Origin of the sequence: Tellurirhabdus bombi, from assembly GCF_021484805.1 — a bacterium.
Lineage (GTDB): Bacteria > Bacteroidota > Bacteroidia > Cytophagales > Spirosomataceae > Tellurirhabdus > Tellurirhabdus bombi.
In genome coordinates this window covers 422,501-438,063 of sequence record NZ_CP090557.1, presented here as the reverse complement: position 1 = coordinate 438,063, position 15,563 = coordinate 422,501, and the positions used below count along the sequence as shown (strand labels likewise).

The 15,563-nt window shown below is 47.1% G+C and carries 18 protein-coding genes (1 of these 18 cut by a window edge); 7 read left to right on the top strand and 11 right to left on the bottom strand.

Translation table 11 applies throughout. From position 1 onward, the window contains the following. Nucleotides 1-14 precede the first annotated feature (14 nt). Entirely contained in the window at nucleotides 15-632 is a 618-nt protein-coding gene (locus L0Y31_RS02000; protein WP_234735415.1) for a porin family protein, read from the bottom strand. 563 nt (nucleotides 633-1,195) lie between these two features. Between L0Y31_RS02000 and L0Y31_RS01995 the strand changes: the two genes are divergently transcribed. Next, on the top strand, nucleotides 1,196-1,579 hold the full coding sequence (locus L0Y31_RS01995; RefSeq protein WP_234735413.1) for a GNAT family N-acetyltransferase: 384 nt from the start codon (nucleotides 1,196-1,198) through the stop codon (nucleotides 1,577-1,579). Nucleotides 1,580-1,610: 31 nt separating this feature from the next. On the opposite strand, the gene L0Y31_RS01990 is transcribed toward L0Y31_RS01995, so the two are convergent. Beyond that, the gene (locus L0Y31_RS01990; RefSeq protein WP_234735412.1) at nucleotides 1,611-2,783 is read right to left on the bottom strand and encodes a glutathionylspermidine synthase family protein; all 1,173 of its coding nucleotides are present in this window, start codon (nucleotides 2,781-2,783) and stop codon (nucleotides 1,611-1,613) included. A gap of 48 nt (nucleotides 2,784-2,831) precedes the next feature. After that, nucleotides 2,832-3,443: a hypothetical protein gene (locus L0Y31_RS01985; RefSeq protein ID WP_234735411.1), complete on the bottom strand. Its 612-nt coding sequence runs from the start codon at nucleotides 3,441-3,443 to the stop codon at nucleotides 2,832-2,834. Nucleotides 3,444-3,581: 138 nt separating this feature from the next. On the opposite strand from L0Y31_RS01985, the gene L0Y31_RS01980 reads away from it, so the two are divergent. Beyond that, a complete protein-coding gene (locus L0Y31_RS01980; protein ID WP_234735409.1) occupies nucleotides 3,582-4,673 on the top strand; it encodes a hypothetical protein in 1,092 nt (363 codons plus the stop codon). Between the two features lie 15 nt (nucleotides 4,674-4,688). On the opposite strand, the gene L0Y31_RS01975 is transcribed toward L0Y31_RS01980, so the two are convergent. The 4 genes from L0Y31_RS01975 to yidD form a co-directional block, all read right to left on the bottom strand. Further along, nucleotides 4,689-4,943 carry a hypothetical protein gene (locus L0Y31_RS01975; protein ID WP_234735408.1) on the bottom strand — a complete coding sequence of 85 codons (255 nt, stop codon included), beginning with the start codon at nucleotides 4,941-4,943 and terminating at the stop codon, nucleotides 4,689-4,691. A 133-nt stretch (nucleotides 4,944-5,076) separates the two neighbouring features. Then, nucleotides 5,077-5,451, bottom strand: a complete 375-nt coding sequence (locus L0Y31_RS01970; RefSeq protein ID WP_234735407.1) for a DUF4174 domain-containing protein — start codon at nucleotides 5,449-5,451, stop codon at nucleotides 5,077-5,079. A 162-nt stretch (nucleotides 5,452-5,613) separates the two neighbouring features. Next, nucleotides 5,614-5,991, bottom strand: a complete 378-nt coding sequence (locus tag L0Y31_RS01965; protein ID WP_234735405.1) for a co-chaperone GroES — start codon at nucleotides 5,989-5,991, stop codon at nucleotides 5,614-5,616. 85 nt (nucleotides 5,992-6,076) lie between these two features. Beyond that, nucleotides 6,077-6,286 (bottom strand): membrane protein insertion efficiency factor YidD, encoded by a 210-nt coding sequence (gene yidD, locus L0Y31_RS01960; protein ID WP_234735403.1) that lies wholly within the window; start codon nucleotides 6,284-6,286, stop codon nucleotides 6,077-6,079. 93 nt (nucleotides 6,287-6,379) lie between these two features. Between yidD and lgt the strand changes: the two genes are divergently transcribed. After that, complete coding sequence (gene lgt / locus L0Y31_RS01955; protein ID WP_234735402.1) at nucleotides 6,380-7,192, top strand: prolipoprotein diacylglyceryl transferase; 813 nt, start codon at nucleotides 6,380-6,382, stop codon at nucleotides 7,190-7,192. 86 nt (nucleotides 7,193-7,278) lie between these two features. On the opposite strand, the gene L0Y31_RS01950 is transcribed toward lgt, so the two are convergent. Continuing rightward, on the bottom strand, nucleotides 7,279-8,502 hold the full coding sequence (locus L0Y31_RS01950; RefSeq protein ID WP_234735401.1) for a S8 family peptidase: 1,224 nt from the start codon (nucleotides 8,500-8,502) through the stop codon (nucleotides 7,279-7,281). A 170-nt stretch (nucleotides 8,503-8,672) separates the two neighbouring features. Further along, nucleotides 8,673-9,884 carry a S8 family peptidase gene (locus L0Y31_RS01945; protein ID WP_234735400.1) on the bottom strand — a complete coding sequence of 404 codons (1,212 nt, stop codon included), beginning with the start codon at nucleotides 9,882-9,884 and terminating at the stop codon, nucleotides 8,673-8,675. Between the two features lie 440 nt (nucleotides 9,885-10,324). On the opposite strand from L0Y31_RS01945, the gene L0Y31_RS01940 reads away from it, so the two are divergent. Both L0Y31_RS01940 and L0Y31_RS01935 read left to right on the top strand, forming a co-directional pair. Then, the gene (locus L0Y31_RS01940; protein ID WP_234735398.1) at nucleotides 10,325-11,713 is read left to right on the top strand and encodes a BamA/TamA family outer membrane protein; all 1,389 of its coding nucleotides are present in this window, start codon (nucleotides 10,325-10,327) and stop codon (nucleotides 11,711-11,713) included. Nucleotides 11,714-11,732: 19 nt separating this feature from the next. Beyond that, a complete protein-coding gene (locus L0Y31_RS01935) occupies nucleotides 11,733-12,320 on the top strand; it encodes a hypothetical protein (RefSeq protein WP_234735397.1) in 588 nt (195 codons plus the stop codon). 57 nt (nucleotides 12,321-12,377) lie between these two features. Here L0Y31_RS01935 and L0Y31_RS01930 read toward each other — a convergent pair whose 3' ends face one another. Both L0Y31_RS01930 and L0Y31_RS01925 read right to left on the bottom strand, forming a co-directional pair. Continuing rightward, nucleotides 12,378-13,451: a branched-chain amino acid aminotransferase gene (locus L0Y31_RS01930; RefSeq protein ID WP_234735396.1), complete on the bottom strand. Its 1,074-nt coding sequence runs from the start codon at nucleotides 13,449-13,451 to the stop codon at nucleotides 12,378-12,380. A gap of 180 nt (nucleotides 13,452-13,631) precedes the next feature. Next, the gene (locus tag L0Y31_RS01925) at nucleotides 13,632-14,183 is read right to left on the bottom strand and encodes a cob(I)yrinic acid a,c-diamide adenosyltransferase (protein ID WP_234735394.1); all 552 of its coding nucleotides are present in this window, start codon (nucleotides 14,181-14,183) and stop codon (nucleotides 13,632-13,634) included. Nucleotides 14,184-14,324: 141 nt separating this feature from the next. On the opposite strand from L0Y31_RS01925, the gene L0Y31_RS01920 reads away from it, so the two are divergent. Then, nucleotides 14,325-14,834: a hypothetical protein gene (locus L0Y31_RS01920; protein ID WP_234735393.1), complete on the top strand. Its 510-nt coding sequence runs from the start codon at nucleotides 14,325-14,327 to the stop codon at nucleotides 14,832-14,834. Nucleotides 14,835-14,846: 12 nt separating this feature from the next. Beyond that, a protein-coding gene (locus L0Y31_RS01915) for an S-adenosylmethionine:tRNA ribosyltransferase-isomerase (RefSeq protein ID WP_234735391.1) crosses the window boundary here: on the top strand, nucleotides 14,847-15,563 show its 5' portion. The gene runs 501 nt beyond the window's last position; 717 of the gene's 1,218 nt are visible here — the first part of the coding sequence; it begins with the start codon at nucleotides 14,847-14,849; its stop codon lies beyond the right edge, outside the window.

The window sequence follows — 15,563 nt, the reverse complement described above, 5'->3', positions numbered from 1 at the left end:
CGTTTTTCTTTCCTCTAGAAGGCTACCCCTAATGAAATCTGGCCAGTAGCGTTCTTCGCGTTTCCAAGCACAGTTCGGGCAGCACCAGATGAGGCTATAGGTTGAAAACCTTGTCCATAACGCAGACCCAGTAAGGCGCGGCCAAAGTAAACATTCAAGCCGCCAGCTAACCCATAATCTAACTTATTGAAGTTGTCTCGGTCAAAATCTCCATTCAAGGAAATGTTGCCCTCCGTTGAGTATTTAGAGTTAATGAGGTACGAAGCATACGGGCCAACCTGCAAATCGACCGCATTACCCAGCTTGAAAGTAGCCAGTACAGGCAGCTCGGCATAGTTTAGGCGAAGCGAAGCCTTGTTATTGTTCAGTATATCGTAAGAAACTCCTTTTCCGGTATATTGAAGTTCGGGCTGGATGGCAAAAAACTCCGTTACTGGAATTTGGGTGAATACACCTACGTGAAAGCCAAAACGCTCACGCCGGTTGTCTACGTTGTCCACAAATAAGGTACTTGCATTAAGACCTGCTTTAATCCCCGTGCGAGGTGTGGTTTGTGCTAACGCGTTATTCGTTATCAGGCCGCTGAGAAGAGTGGTTGCTAGCAAGAAGCTCCCAATGAGAGTTTTCTTCATGGTAAATTTGGTAAGATAGTTTACCTGATCTGTATCAAATCTATGCCAAACTGTACCTAAACGGGAAGAAGACCGCTAGAGGCTGTGTGAGAGCTTATTATTTAGGACTTAACGAAGGAATGACGGCTGCAACATAAATAATATTGGGTAGCTCTTTCCCCGATTTTGTAGAAAGTTTGGAGTAAAAAAGAGTTAGCGTGGGCCGTTCCCTTAACTAAAAGAACCGCAGAAAGCATAGGATACAGCTTGTATACTTCAGGCGAAACAGCTAGGTTTGCTTTGTAAATATAAAGCCTCTGTTTACCAACCTACTTCCGTATTACCTGCCTGGCAGGGCCTGACGTTTGACAATTTCTATCAAGTAAACTCCTGAAAGCGGGAGAAAGAAATCCTTTTGTCTTTAGTCAAACGTATAATCACAAATGCATTCTTTATTTTCAAACCGATTGCGGTTGTTACCGCTTTCCTTGGAACAGTTATATCTATTGACAGAGAGTCGTCTCAAGTTGGAAAAAAGCCTAAAATTGGCCTCATCTGGTTTAGAGTTAAGCGATCCTAACTTCTTGCAAGAATTTGACGAGGCTACTGCTGCTTACATTATTCCTAAGATGGAGCAAATGCCTGAGCGAGCTAACTGGCTTACTCACTGGCTAATTATTCACCAGCAGGAAAATCGCACGATTGGTGGGATAGGCGTTTCTGGATTTCCAGATTGTGAGGGAGCGACGATGATGGGGTATTTTATTGATCGTCGTTACGAAGGCCAGGGCTATGCAACTGAAGCCGTGAGTTGCTTACTCAAGTGGTTATTTGCCTGCCCGGATTTACAGTCGGTAGTCGCGGATACGCTACTTGACGGTATTGGCTCCCAAACCGTACTGCAACGCAATGATTTTTTCCTCGAAGGGAGAACCGAGGAAGGATTGCGCTGGCGAAAAAGTCGTTAAAAAAGCGGGGCCTTTCGGCCCCGCTTTTTTGTTATTCTACGATATGCCCAACAAACTGAGCTGTATTGTCAAGGACCGCGCCCCCACGTCGAAAGCCCAGTCCGCAGCCTTCGCCCGCAAAAAAGACACCCGCCTGGTAGTGATTTCCGGCTGCATCTTTGGGAAACTCGACGTATTCCTGGTAGATTTTGGGATAATCTCCGTACTCACCCTCAACCGACTGAATGGGTTTGCCAGATGAATCTAAAATCCGAATGTTAGCCCCTTCCCGGCCAAATAGCACCTTTTCAACACTGGAACGGTCTGTCAGAGGACTTGTGCTGGTATTGAGCAGCAACGGGTGATAAGGATATAAATCCCACAAAACTTTCAGGATGTATTTTGACTGAAACAGAAGCGAGTAAGCCGGATTCAGAATAACAACCTGGCGGCGGCGAACAGCTTCGGTTAGTAACTTGGCGAGTTCAGGTTCTTCGTGGCCGATATACTCCCAGGGGACCAACTTAAACCAGAAATCAAATTTCTCGAAACGGCTGGTCTGGGCATTGTGTTTGAAAATTCCCTCCTGCGCCGAGAATTCCACTTTGTCAATGTACTCAAAGTCAACGGTGAAGCCTGCTTCGCGGGCAGCCTCGCCCAGCACGGCCACGTTAGTATCATCCTCCGGCGTATCACGCATGGCTGATAAAAGGAGCGTTGGCTGCAAGTCTCCGTTCTGCTGCTTTATTTCCCGAAACTGAGCAACCATCGTTTCATAAACGGCATTAAACTGTCGTTGCTCGTCCAATCCATTGCTTTTCAGGTGGGCATATTGCACAACGGCTGTTTCTGGAATACAAGTAGCTGTATCTGCATTAAATTCAATGAATTTGATTGGGTTTCCGGCCACGCCACCGGCTAAATCAAAGCGTCCGTAAAGTTGAATTTGCCGATCATCGTTCCAGGAAAGCTGAATAAGCTCAACCAAATTTTCGGGAATACCCATTTCCCGGAACAGATTGTTATCGATAACGTGCTGCCCGGCCTCCACCAGCATTTCAAATAGCTGATTAGCCGCTTCAAAATAAGCCTCGGCTTCCTGGGGCTGAACAACAACAACTTCGTCCGTAAGATAAGGCAATGTATCCGTACCTAACATCCACTCCCAGCCAATGTTTCGCAACTGCTGAGTAGGGGAGTTAGCAAGTTTTTTTAATGTAATCATAGTGGTTAACCCCGCCAGCAAGCCAGACAGAGGTTGGTAAAATGTAAGCTACGATGAAAAACCGCGTGAGCGACTGCCGCTGAAAAAACCACTCCGGCCTCCGGTAGGTCTGGTGATGCGGGATGAGTTGACATTTTCGTGAATCGGCCGTGCCCGTTGGTAAACAGACTGGTTGGCATAAAAGCCAGAGCTATAGCGTTGCTCATTAGGGTAACGCGGCGTCATCGACCGGCCAATCATGTAGCCTAGACCGCCCCAAAGCAGCGCGTTCGCCAGACCGTTGGACTGTGGACCAACATACGAATTCGGTTGATTAAAATACGAACTAGTTGAAGGGTCCGTTTGAACCAATCGCTGAGCCGCTTCTACACTCAATGTATCGCGGTGGCCATCGTGGTAAGTCACAATTGCACCCGCTTTGGTTGGATCTACCTGCACTTCATCCGTAATCTTAAAATTTCCCGGACTAGTTTCGGTAACGTAGGTTTTTACACCTTTCTTAAAGCCAGTTGTTTCCGTCTGTTGGTTTCTTTCCTCGTTTTGATTTGAACCACAACTTTGGAGAAGCACCGACCCATTTAGCAACGCTATGGAAAGGGTCGTACCCAGCGTAATGTCTTTAACCCGGCGTAGGATTATATTTTTTCGTAAGGGCGTCATTTGGTCAAGAGAATATAATTGTACACTAAGTTATATATACCAAACTACAAGAACAGTCAGGTGGTTGCAAGAAGTTTCGGGATGTACGGGAAAAGAAATTTATGATCGGGCTGTCGGGTCGTTGATTATTTTTGCTTCATGAAGCTTAACGATTCCATTCTGGATCAGCAGATCAGCCGGATCGCTCACCTCCAATCGTCGGGAGAGCCTTACTTTCCCGAAGGGTTATTTCCATCCTTTCGGGGGAATGAACGGTATAAGTACCATCGCCCGGATACCAATCTATTTTTTAGCCTGATTACCTTATTTACCTTACAGTCAATTCGTGATTATGTGTCGGTAGAAAGCCAGGAGCGAATAAACGAAATCGACCGAAAGCTGCGCCCAAACTACCCGGCGTTTCAGAATAAAGACGGGCTAAAAACCTACAATTTTTATCAAACGAAGCCATCACGGCATTTCCCCAACGGGCGCTTGCTATACCGTTTCGAGCATTTCCGGATTCCCGACGATGTTGACGATACGGCGATGGTGTATTTGATGACCAGTCCTACGAACGAAGAATTACGCTGGTTTAAGCAAAAGCTGGCCCATCACGCGAATCTGGCCCGTCGTCAAATTCGCAACACGTATGCGGAATACAAAAACCTGCGGGCCTATTCGACCTGGTTCGGGAAGAACATGTACATCGAATTTGATGCTTGCGTGCTCAGTAACTTGTTGTATGCGATTTACCAATACAAGCTCCCTTTAAATGTCCACGACCTGGATAGCTTAGCCTTTGTCCGCTCGGTTGTTGAAACAGGCCAGTACCGGCGGGAGCCGTTCCGGTGTGCGCATTCGTATCCGCGTACAGCGTTGATTTTTTATCATGTAGCCCGGTTGGTCGCTACGCACAATCCTGAAGCTTTAAAGCCTATCAGACAGCAACTCATCGCAGATGGGTTTTCTTTGCTCACGGAAGAGCTTTCAAAAATGGATCGTTTGCTGGTTTGCACCTCTTTGCTGCGGTTGGGTGAGCATCCAGAGCCAATTGATCCGACGCATATAAGTGAACAGGAAATTCAGACGTTTACTTTTTTTGTGGCCGGTATGCTAACCGCCTACGAAAATCCGGTGCTGTACAAACTGGCGCCTTCGCTTCTGGTACGCATGAACTGGACGTGCGAAGCGCATTCGCAGGCACTTATTGCGGAATATCTGGTGGAAATCCAGAAAAGCAAAGCCTAAAAAGTAATAGCTGAGTTAATCCAGCTCCTGAAGCAAATCATCCGGCAAAAGCGGTAGATACGGAAGCAGCAAGTCAGTTGAATAAAAAGCCGACAGCCGAAGCAAGCGGTTACGTAACGAATCGTACTGCAACTCTACGTAGAAGGAGTCTAGGGCGTAAAGGAGGTAAATAAAATTTTCTTCGTAGCGATTAGCCAGCAATGAGCCTCGGTAGTATAATTGTTCCTGCTGGTTGTCGTACGAGATATTCTGGAAATCTTCGAGTGTCATACGCTCGGCCATTAGGTGGTCGGAACGTAAAGTACGTAAAATATCAGCTACCTTTCCAAATCGAATTTCAATTGCGAGTGTACGGTTAGGCAATGGTTGGGGCCTATTGCGCTACCTGTACACCCGTAATTAATTAATTTTTTTCGGCTTTGCGCATGGGCATTTGATCAATCAACCCATAAAGCTCCTTAGAATCAATGGGTTTCTGAAACCGGTGCTTAATGCCACCATCTTTCCCGATGAGCCATCCCTGAAAATCCTCCGCAGGGACAAGTTTAAATTCGTCCTGCATCAAAAATTGGCGGTCCGGCTCGTTCAGGGTAGAAGCGATCAGAACAATAACGTCCAGATCGCGTTCGGCAAGTTCGTCGGCGTTGAGCCCTTCCTGTTGTGCAATGGTAAAACGCTGGGCGTCGTCGCGGCCATATATCAATAAAACCCGTCTTTTATCTTTCTTTTCGGCCAGGATTGCCTTGAGTGATGTTTTCTGATTTGCAGTACTTTCCATAAGTTGTTTGGATTTTGGAAGATTCAAGGCTGTTTGACCAGTTGCTGGAGCACCGGCCAGTTGCAGGCATAAAATCAATCCGGTAAAATGCTGTAAATTCACAAACCCATCGTAAAGCATAGTGTTCGGTTTTTATTAGGCTGTGGTATACAAAACCTTGCTTTAAAACAACTCCTCAGACCGTTCCAGCATTAGAATAGAAGCTTGCGGAACGATGACGTATTTCTCTCCTTCGTACTCCAACTCGATGGCATTACGGTGGAGGTAAATGGCTAAATCGCCTTCTTCGGCCTGTAAAGGCATGTATTTGACCCGCTCTTCCGTTTCCTTCCAAGGCTCGTCATCCGTGGGGGCAGGGATTGGATAGCCCGGGCCTACCTTAATAACATAACCACTTTGAACTTGTTCTCTTTCCTGAACCGTTGGAGGTAAATACAAACCACTTACGGTCCGGTCATTCGGGCTTTTAGGCTTGATCAGCACGCGGTCACCAACCACAATCAGCCGCTTTAATTTATTGTCAGGTGTAATTTCCATCATACTAGATACCTTATTGACTAATTGATTTGTGCCAACTGCCTAAGCAAGAATCAGGCAAAACGGCGGAAAGAGACAAATTGGCAGTTTAGGGCACGGGATCGTAGCCGCAACCGCCCCAGGGATGACACCGGCTAATGCGTTTCAGGCCCATCCAGCCGCCGCGAATGGCGCCGTGTTTCTGAACCGCTTCGATCATGTATTGCGAGCAGGTCGGCGTATAGCGACACGCATTAGGCAGATAAGGAGAAATCGCTCCCTGGTAGAATCTTACCAGCACAATCAGCAGGGTTTTCATTGGATACTAAGGCGTTCGTGAAATCTTTTCTATCTTTGCTCGCAACCAAGTCGGGCCTGGGCGCTCGGTGACTATAACACTATTTAAGAAAGAATGCTATCGTACATTATCTGGGACATAAACCCTGAAATCTTCAAAATTGGTTCGTTTGCGGTTCGCTGGTATGGCCTTTTATTCGCCCTGGGTTTTCTTATCGGTCAGCAAATTATGGTTCACGTCTTCAAGAAGGAAGGAAAACCACTTAGTGATATTGACGCCCTGACCTTATATATGGTTATCACAACGGTGCTTGGTGCGCGAGTTGGGCATTTTCTTTTTTACGAACCAGGCGTATTACTCCGGAATCCGTTGGAAGTGATTTTGCCGCCTTATCAGGGATTGGCCAGCCACGGTGCAGCGGTTGGTATTTTGTTGGGTTTATACCTATACGCTCGTTCCCGACGCAGTTCAGGCCAGACTTACCTGTGGGTAACAGACCGAATCGTGATTGTGGTAGCGCTGGCAGGTTGTTTTATTCGTTTGGGTAACTTAATGAATTCCGAAATTGTCGGTAAAGTAACCGATGTGCCCTGGGCGTTTGTTTTTCTGCGTAACCAGGAATATTCGCAGTTGCCCCGGCACCCGGCGCAACTTTATGAAGCCCTATCCTGCCTGGTCTTGTTCTTTTTTCTCTTGTGGTTCTGGAATCGCTACAAAGCAAAAACACCGCGTGGCAGCATGCTGGGTATTTTCCTGATCTGGGTTTTCACACTCCGTTTTCTCTACGAATACCTGAAAGAAAATCAGGTTGAGTTTGAAAACACGATGTCTCTGAACATGGGCCAGATCCTGAGTATTCCGGCTATCCTGCTGGGGGTTTATTTACTGCTCATGAGCTTTCGAAAGCAAAGATCAATTCCTGAATAAAGCATAACACCCATCAACAAAAAGCCCCAACTCACTCTGAGTTGGGGCTTTTTGCTAGATAATATTACAAATTATAAATCTGCTGATTAAAGCGCTACACCGGGTAAGGCAGCCATAATGTCTGCTGTACCGTCTGGATCATTCGAAACCGGACCGCGTGAGCTTGGTGTACCGAACAGCAGAATACCTGCTACGTGTGGCGTAGCCATAGACGTACCGCTGATCGTGAAGTAACCTCCTGAGCGCCACGTTGAGCGAATATTGACACCTGGCGCGCACCAGTCAATGGGTGGATTGGCGTAGTTTGAGAACGAAGCAAAGCGGTTGTTAATGTCATGGGCCGAAACCGTAACAACATTCGGATGGTTGACACGACCCGGTGAAACGTTGTTCGTATTTTGAGCCTCATTGCCCGCGGCGAGTGCAAACTTGATGCCTTTGTTCGCGGCAGCAATAACAGCGTTATCAAGCGGCGTATTGCCAGGACCGCCAAGGCTCATGTTAGCTACATCACCCGCCGACCCCGTAGCGGCTACATAATCAACACCACTAATGATACCAGCGTATGAGCCACTACCCGTCGAAGCTAATACTTTAACAGCAACTACCTGTGCACCCGGAGCAACGCCAACAACACCAATGGAATTGTTTTTCGCTGCAATAGTACCCGCTACGTGCGTACCGTGTCCGTTGTCATCATCGGGGGTACGACGTGAGTTGACGAAGTTACGGCTTAGAGCAACGTTTACGTTCAGGTCTGGGTGATCCAGGTCAATTCCTGTATCAAGAACGAATACTTTTTGAGAGCCTGTAAACGTACGTGGTCCGCCAACGCGGGTAATTCCCCAAGGTATTTCCTGAGCGCCTATGGCTGTAGCAGCTCCAGTGGGTATACTCACCATAATTTCCTGATCGGGTGTTACCGATTCGATAAAGGAGAATTTTTGCAGCACTTGCAGGTCATAATCGCTCAGTTCAGCCGCAAATCCTTTGATGGAAGAGCTATAAACGTACTCCGTTTTAGTGGCAATATCAATGCCGATCAAACGGGAAATCAGGGTACGAATGCGCTGATTTCGTGTTTCATAATCACTGTTGTCTTCTGGTAGGTAGCGGTTTAGGCTTTGGTCAGATTTGAACGTAACAATATACTTTTGCGTGCCTCCTGTCCGGGCCGAACTGTTTTTAGTGCCGTAGTGAACAACATCGCTAGGAGTTGTACTTTGGAAGTTCTCAGCGGGCTGGCAGGCAATCATCAATGAAGGCAAAACGGCGGCCCACATCGCACTTTTAAGGGATAACTTGTGCATAATAACGAGAGTTAATACAGAGATTAAGAAAAACTTAAACGCAACAATGTAAAAAGAAGGCACCAGGGATACAAGCCAATTACAGACCTTATTTAGTGTTCGGTGAAAACCTGAAATTTAGCGTAAATAGTATGCCTTAATGCCTTCCAAGATACATAAAATTCTAAAACTTAAGGTAGTTTAGCTAATTTGTCAGGCGTTGTATCCCGGTCTCCCGTTACCGTTCCTCTCGATAGTGGAGTGCCAAAAAGCAGGATGCCAGCTACGTGTGGTGTAGCCATAGACGTGCCACTGATGGTGTTGTAGTTATTGCCAAGCCAGGTCGATTCAATGTTGACGCCCGGCGCGCACCAGTCGATGGGCGGATTGCCATAATTCGAAAACGAAGCGAAGCGGTTATTAATGTCATGGGCCGAAACCGTAACAACATTGGCATGATCAACGCGGGCGGGTGAGGATGTCGTTGCGCGGCTTCGTTCGTTGCCCGCCGCAACAGCAAACTTAATACCCCGGTTAGCGGCGTTTTTAACGGCATTATCCAACGTAGTGCTAACCCCACCGCCGAGGCTCATGTTGGCTACATCGCCCGAAGCAGCCGTGGCCGCCACATAGTCGATTCCTGCAATAACCGTAGCATTGGAGCCGCTCCCTGCGTCGCTCAACACCTTGACTGCCACCACCTGAACACCCGGAGCAACGCCCACAACGCCAATGGTGTTGTTTCTGGCGCCGATGGTTCCCGCGACATGGGTGCCGTGGCCGTTGCCATCATTTCCGCTAGAATTACCAATAAAGCCCTTGCTCAGTGAGGTGTTGACATTCAGATCCGGGTGCGTAAGCAAAACACCAGTATCAATGATCCAGACCTTTTTAGAGCCTGTATAGGTACGCGGTCCACCAACGCGCGTGATTCCCCAGGGAACTACCTGAGCCTGCCCTACAGCCATTGAAGAAACCTGGTTTGGGACAACCAGCGATACCTCCTGATCGGGTTCGATGGATTCAATCAAGGAAAATTTCTGCAACACTTGCAGGTCATAATCGCTTAGTTCAGCGGAAAAACCTTTCAGGGCCGTGGTGTAAACCTCATCGGATTTAGCGGCAATATCGACCCCAATCAAGCGGGAAATCAAGGTTCTCATGCGTTGAGACCGCGCTTCGTAGTCGCTGTTGTCTTCGGGCAGATACCGCGCCATATCCGCATCAGACTTAAAGCTGACGATATACTTCTGTGTAGCACCTGCGCGAGCAGAGGCATTTTTACCCCTGAATTGAACGAGGTTGCTAGCCTCGGTCTGAACGTTTTCGGCTGGCTGACAAGCAGTCAGAAGGGCGGGTAAGGCGGCTGCCCATAAGGCATTTTTAAGAGAAAAGTTGTTCATTGTGCTTAAAATGGAGAGTTAAGTAATTTAAGGTAACTAGGCAATAGTACTTAATGCAACAATTTAAATATATAAATAATAAATATAGATAAAAAGAGAATTTGTATTCTGTTTATCGGATTTAGTTTGGTTAGAAAAATTACCTCACTATAAAGCTAAAGAATTTGTAGCTAATCAATTGGAAGATAGGGGCCGTAATGAATCAGCTCAATTGTCCGATTTTGTGTCGTTTGCTATACTTTGACTTGGTTTAAGCTTATTAATTGAGTGTTTTTTGTCATATGATATTTTGGCTAAAAAGTTTGGATAATCAAAAGGCAAAAAAGGAAGTGCAGGCTAATTCGTTTTGCGAAAACCCAAATTTATCCTGCTAGCAAAGCGCCTCAATTCTTCACAGATGTCGTAGTTTTGAGGATAATTCGCGATTGAACAACTGTTGAATGTTTTTGTCCATACTGTTTTGTTTATCATCTTTTGGAAGTACAGGTGTACAAGCTTCCGCCGATTCACTGGTTGTAGTGCGGTCTGTGGTCGTTAGTGGAAATCATAAAACCCGTGAGCGGATTATTCTTCGCGAAATGGAAGTAAAGTCCGGCGATACGGTTCTTACCCGGCAATTGACCGAAAAACTGGCCTGGGACCAGCGAAAAATATCCAATACCAATTTATTTGTGACGGTCGATGTAACGGCTAAATCCATTGATGAACAGCAAATTGATGTAGAGGTAAGTGTAAAAGAACGCTGGTATTTTTTTGCGATACCGACGTTTTTTCTGGCCGATCGAAATTTTAATGAATGGTGGTACGAGCGGGGGCGCGACCTGCGCCGGACGATTTATGGCGCCAGATTATACTATAAAAATGTAACGGGTAACAATGACCGGCTTCGGGCCATTGCCGAATTTGGTTTTCTGCGGCGCTTCGATCTGGCTTATTCACTGCCTTATGTTGACAAAGCCCAAAAAACAGGTTTAAGTGTTGGCGTTGCGTATCTGACTAACAAAGAAATTGCGTACCGGTCGGCATTAGATAAACTGGTGTACTTGAAAGGTGAGGAGTTGCTGCGCGAACGGTTTACAGCCTCCGCCAGTCTGACCCGACGGAACCGGTTCTATTCATTTCACCGGCTGGATTTGCGGTATTCCAACACAACCATTGCCGATACCGTGGCTCGCCTGAATCCCGATTATCTTCTGGACAGCAAAACACGGCAGCGATTTCTGCAACTCAGCTACACCTATAATTATGACCGGCGGGACAACGTTGCCTACCCACTTAAAGGTAAATGGCTTACGCTCAGTGCCAGCCGCCTAGGTCTCTTGCCTACGGATGATTTGCAGCAAACGGAATTGACGGGCAGCTTGACCGGTTACCTTCCTTTGGGCGGTCGCTTTTATGCTTCCCATTTTATCAGCGGTAAAATTTCGTGGCCGGAACGGCAGCCATATGCCAACCTGCGGGGCTTGGGCTATACAAATGATTTTATTCGAGGGTATGAGTTGTATGTGATTGATGGCCAGCAATATGGCATTTTGAAAAATACGTGGCGGTATCAGTTGCTAAATATTCGTAAACACCTGAAATGGATACCGGTTCGACAATTTAGTACCATTCCATTAGCGGTGTATTTAACGGCTTTCGGTGATGTCGGTTATGTCCGTAACTCGATGGCAGTAGAATACAAAAGTCGCTTGGCCAACCAGTGGCAGTATGGTACGGGAATTGGACTGGATGTTGTGACGTTTTACAACGCTGTGTTTCAATTTAATTACGCCCTCAATCGACTTGGTCAAACAGGGTTTTATTTTAGTTATTTTTACGAATTATAAGCAGAAATCACCCAAAAGAATGCAATCGACAACTACACGTTTCGCCCTTTTACTGGCACTTTTACTTAGTTTTAACGCCTGCAAGAAGGCCCAGAACGATACGGAGAAAACAGCGCAGACCGATAGCGCACAGGTGGAGGCAGCCACGGTTGCTAGCGCCGAGGTCGAAGTGAGTGATGACCTTCGGAAATTGATTGGTTCCTCGGAAGGCTTGTTTCGGGGAGTAAGTCTGGGGGATGCGCTGGCCGATGTGAAAGCCAAAGAAAAGCTGGAGCAGTTCGAAAAGAGCGATTCCCACGTCGGTTATTCGTTTGAATATCCCAATCTGGAGTCGGCAGACATTCTGTATTTCCACAACAAAACCGGGCAAATCAACAAAATTGACGTTGATTTATACCTGAATGACAAAAAGTCGCTGGAGAAATTTAACCGGGAACTGACTGATTACTTTACGCAGCGCTTTGGCAAAGTAACCCAACAAGGCAAAGAAATGACCTGGCAGGCCGCCAATACGCACCTCGTCATGAAAGACGTCACGAAAGGAACCAATTACGGCCTGAAACTTACATTTACACCCGCAGAAACGCCGACTACGGCCAAGCGATAAAGAACAAAAAGCCCGACTAGTAATTACTAGTCGGGCTTTTTACGTTGCTTTTCCCTATTAAACTACTTTGTGCGTCCAGCCAAACGTGTCTTCAATCCGACCGGTGCGCAAATCGTTTAAGTAATTATAGATCTTTTTGGAGAAAGAGCTCTCGTCTGCCGTTTCGGGCAACATATAATCTTTGCCTTGGTAGCCGATCAGCGAGTAAGGAGAAACGACAACGGCTGTTCCCGCGCCGAACGCTTCGGTCAGGGTGCCATTTTCGATACCGGTAATCACTTCTTCAATTGTTACTTTGCGCTCCTCGACGTCAACGCCCCAGCTTTTAACCACTTTGATAATGCTGTCCCGCGTAACGCCTTTCAGGATTGAATCTGACGTAGCCGGTGTTACCAGTTTGCCATCCATGAAGAACATGATGTTCATCGTGCCTGACTCTTCGATGTATTTGTGCTCGATAGCATCTGTCCAGATCAACTGGTCATACCCAGCTTGTTGGGCTAGTAAAGTAGGATAAAGCGAACCACCATAATTTCCGGCGCATTTAGCAAAACCTACACCCCCTGGAGCCGAGCGAATGTAGTCTGTTTCTACTTTCAGCTTCGGCGGATTTGAATAATAAACGCCAACCGGACAAGTGAAAATGCAGAAGCGATACGTTTTTGACGGCGCTACACCCAGGTAGGTGTCCGTAGCAAACATGTACGGCCGGATGTACAACGAGCTACCCGGCGTGCTAGGTACCCAGTCAGCATCAACGCGCAGCAGAGCTTCCAAACCACCCATAAAAACCTCTTCGGGCAGGGTAGCCATGCACATGCGTTTGGCCGACTCGTTCATGCGGTGGAAGTTATCCAGCGGACGGAACAGCAGCACTTCGCCTTCTTCGTTTTTATAAGCCTTCATCCCTTCAAAAATCGACTGGCCGTAGTGGAGGGCCGATAGAGCAGGGTTGAGCGTAAAGTTATCAAAAGGCACAACTTGCAGATTGGTCCATTGACCATCCACAAAATCGGCCACGAACATGTGGTCTGAGAAATGTTTGCCGAAAGGCAGGTTGTTAAAATCGACCTCTGCGATGCGCGAGTTCGCTGCTTTTTGCAGTTCGATACTCAATAAGTCTGTGGTCATGTTTGTATGCGGAAAAGACTGCTCAACGCTTGTAAAACATCGGCAGTGAGTTGATAGTCAGCAAATGTATAGAAATTCTTAAAATCACAGGCAAGAAAAATAGTTGTTATGCTAAATAATTTTTTAGCGGTAAAATTTAACTTTAAATGGCCTGTCTCAGCCAGCTCCGAGATGACTTGTTTAGACTCTCGCTTGCCACGTAACTTCCTCAATACCTAGCTCCTGTGTCATTTTACGCCCCAATACAAATAAGTAATCGGAAAGCCGATTTAGGTATTTAATGATCAACGGATCAACTGGGTCAGCATTGCTCAGGGCCGCAACGAGGCGTTCGGCGCGGCGGCAAACCGTTCGGGCCAGGTGACAAAAAGAAACGGACTGGTGACCACCGGGTAACACAAAATTTCGAAGTGGTGGCAAGTCGGCATCCATGCGATCCATAGCCTCTTCTAAAACGTCTACATCCGAATCCAGAATAACAGGCAGTGGCTTCCTGCTCTTTTTTTCGGGCTCAGTAGCCAGCTCAGCGCCAATCGTAAATAACCGGTCCTGAATTTCTTTTAACTCATTTCGTCGGCTTTCGTTCACTTCCTGATCGCGGAGAAGGCCAATGTGCGCGTTCAACTCATCGACTGTTCCGTACGTATCAATGCGCAGATCAGCCTTACTGACGCGTGTGCCACCGATAAGGGAGGTTTCTCCGGTGTCTCCTGTTCGGGTGTAAATTTTCATACAGAACGGTTCATTACTTATAAGGACAAATAATTCGTACGCTAAGGTAAATGCAAATTAGCAATCCATTCTTTCCGGCCCTAACTTTGCGGCCCCAAAGGGATTGTCTGACCCACTTGGTTTGTTAACTTATATTTATTCATGAAAGTCAGTACGTTTGCTGTCAAATTATGGCGCTGGAGCTCGATGCTCGCTTTTGCTGCTGTTTTGACGTACGCCTATACAAGTTTCGATCAAACGCTCGCCGTTCATTTTACCCCGGAAAGACGCCCCGATGCTTTTCTGGAGCGGGATGTGCTTTTTTACGGCTGTGTAGCTATTTTTTTACTTAACAACACGCTAATCAATTTATTAGCCAAACTTTTCCCCCGCATACCCAATGGCTCTTTGCCTGTGCCTAACCGGGCTGTTTGGGCAGCGCATCGTCAACAGCTTAACGAACTGGCCGAGAATTGGTTTTATGCCCTTATGGCTGCTATTAACACGGTGATGACGATAACACTTTGGGTATTAAGCGACTTGAACAAGCAGCTTGGCGATAGTGCGCTGAGTGGTTTTCAATGGTTGCTACCAGTCTGCACGTTAATTTTTGCCACCGTAATTCTGTCGCTCCCCATTCGCTTGATGATGAAACCCAACCGGGAAGAGTAGGTCTTTGTTTGTATGGAAGAATTATCGCTTCACCAGTTCGAGTACGACTTGCCGGATGAACGGATCGCCCGGTTTCCGTTAGCCCAACGTGATCATTCTAAACTATTAGTTTACCGAAACGGCGAAATCGCCCACCAGCAGTTTCAGGATCTACCGGATTGGTTACCCGAAAAGAGCTTACTGGTATTCAACAATACCAAAGTTATTCCGGCGCGCCTGCATTTTCAGAAACCCACGGGGGCGCTTATTGAACTGTTCCTGCTCAATCCGATTGCGCCCGAGTCAGGGCAAACACGGTTGGTAACCGAAGCGATGAGCGATCAGGGCAGCGCCGTATGGGAATGCATGGTAGGCAATCGGAAGAGATGGAAAGAGGGCGAAGTGCTGAGTCAACAACTTCAACTTAACGGGCAGGGGCTGCGCTTAACAGTTTCGTGGCAAAATGCTGAAAAGTCCCTCGTACGTTTTGACTGGACACCAGAATCAGAATCCTTCGCCGCCATCTTGCACGAGGCCGGGAAAATTCCGCTGCCGCCTTACCTGAAGCGCGAAGCCATCGAGGCCGATAAGGAAACGTACCAGACTGTCTACAGTAAAATAGAAGGTGCTGTGGCTGCCCCGACGGCTGGCCTGCATTTTACGCCTGCTGTCCTGGCCAGTTTGGCAAACAAAGGCTTCGCCATCGATTACCTGACGTTGCACGTTGGCGCTGGAACATTTCAGCCCATC

Coding starts and splice junctions, on each gene's coding strand:
- L0Y31_RS01950 (WP_234735401.1), bottom strand. CDS start 8,502: ATGCACAAGTTATCCCTTAAAAGTGCGATGTGGGCCGCCGTTTTGCCT.
- L0Y31_RS01980 (WP_234735409.1), top strand. CDS start 3,582: ATGAAGCTTAACGATTCCATTCTGGATCAGCAGATCAGCCGGATCGCT.
- L0Y31_RS01970 (WP_234735407.1), bottom strand. CDS start 5,451: ATGGAAAGTACTGCAAATCAGAAAACATCACTCAAGGCAATCCTGGCC.
- L0Y31_RS01925 (WP_234735394.1), bottom strand. CDS start 14,183: ATGAAAATTTACACCCGAACAGGAGACACCGGAGAAACCTCCCTTATC.
- L0Y31_RS01965 (WP_234735405.1), bottom strand. CDS start 5,991: ATGATGGAAATTACACCTGACAATAAATTAAAGCGGCTGATTGTGGTT.
- yidD (WP_234735403.1), bottom strand. CDS start 6,286: ATGAAAACCCTGCTGATTGTGCTGGTAAGATTCTACCAGGGAGCGATT.
- L0Y31_RS01975 (WP_234735408.1), bottom strand. CDS start 4,943: ATGACACTCGAAGATTTCCAGAATATCTCGTACGACAACCAGCAGGAA.
- L0Y31_RS01935 (WP_234735397.1), top strand. CDS start 11,733: ATGCAATCGACAACTACACGTTTCGCCCTTTTACTGGCACTTTTACTT.
- L0Y31_RS01940 (WP_234735398.1), top strand. CDS start 10,325: ATGTTTTTGTCCATACTGTTTTGTTTATCATCTTTTGGAAGTACAGGT.
- L0Y31_RS01945 (WP_234735400.1), bottom strand. CDS start 9,884: ATGAACAACTTTTCTCTTAAAAATGCCTTATGGGCAGCCGCCTTACCC.
- L0Y31_RS01985 (WP_234735411.1), bottom strand. CDS start 3,443: ATGACGCCCTTACGAAAAAATATAATCCTACGCCGGGTTAAAGACATT.
- L0Y31_RS01920 (WP_234735393.1), top strand. CDS start 14,325: ATGAAAGTCAGTACGTTTGCTGTCAAATTATGGCGCTGGAGCTCGATG.
- L0Y31_RS02000 (WP_234735415.1), bottom strand. CDS start 632: ATGAAGAAAACTCTCATTGGGAGCTTCTTGCTAGCAACCACTCTTCTC.
- L0Y31_RS01930 (WP_234735396.1), bottom strand. CDS start 13,451: ATGACCACAGACTTATTGAGTATCGAACTGCAAAAAGCAGCGAACTCG.
- L0Y31_RS01990 (WP_234735412.1), bottom strand. CDS start 2,783: ATGATTACATTAAAAAAACTTGCTAACTCCCCTACTCAGCAGTTGCGA.
- lgt (WP_234735402.1), top strand. CDS start 6,380: ATGCTATCGTACATTATCTGGGACATAAACCCTGAAATCTTCAAAATT.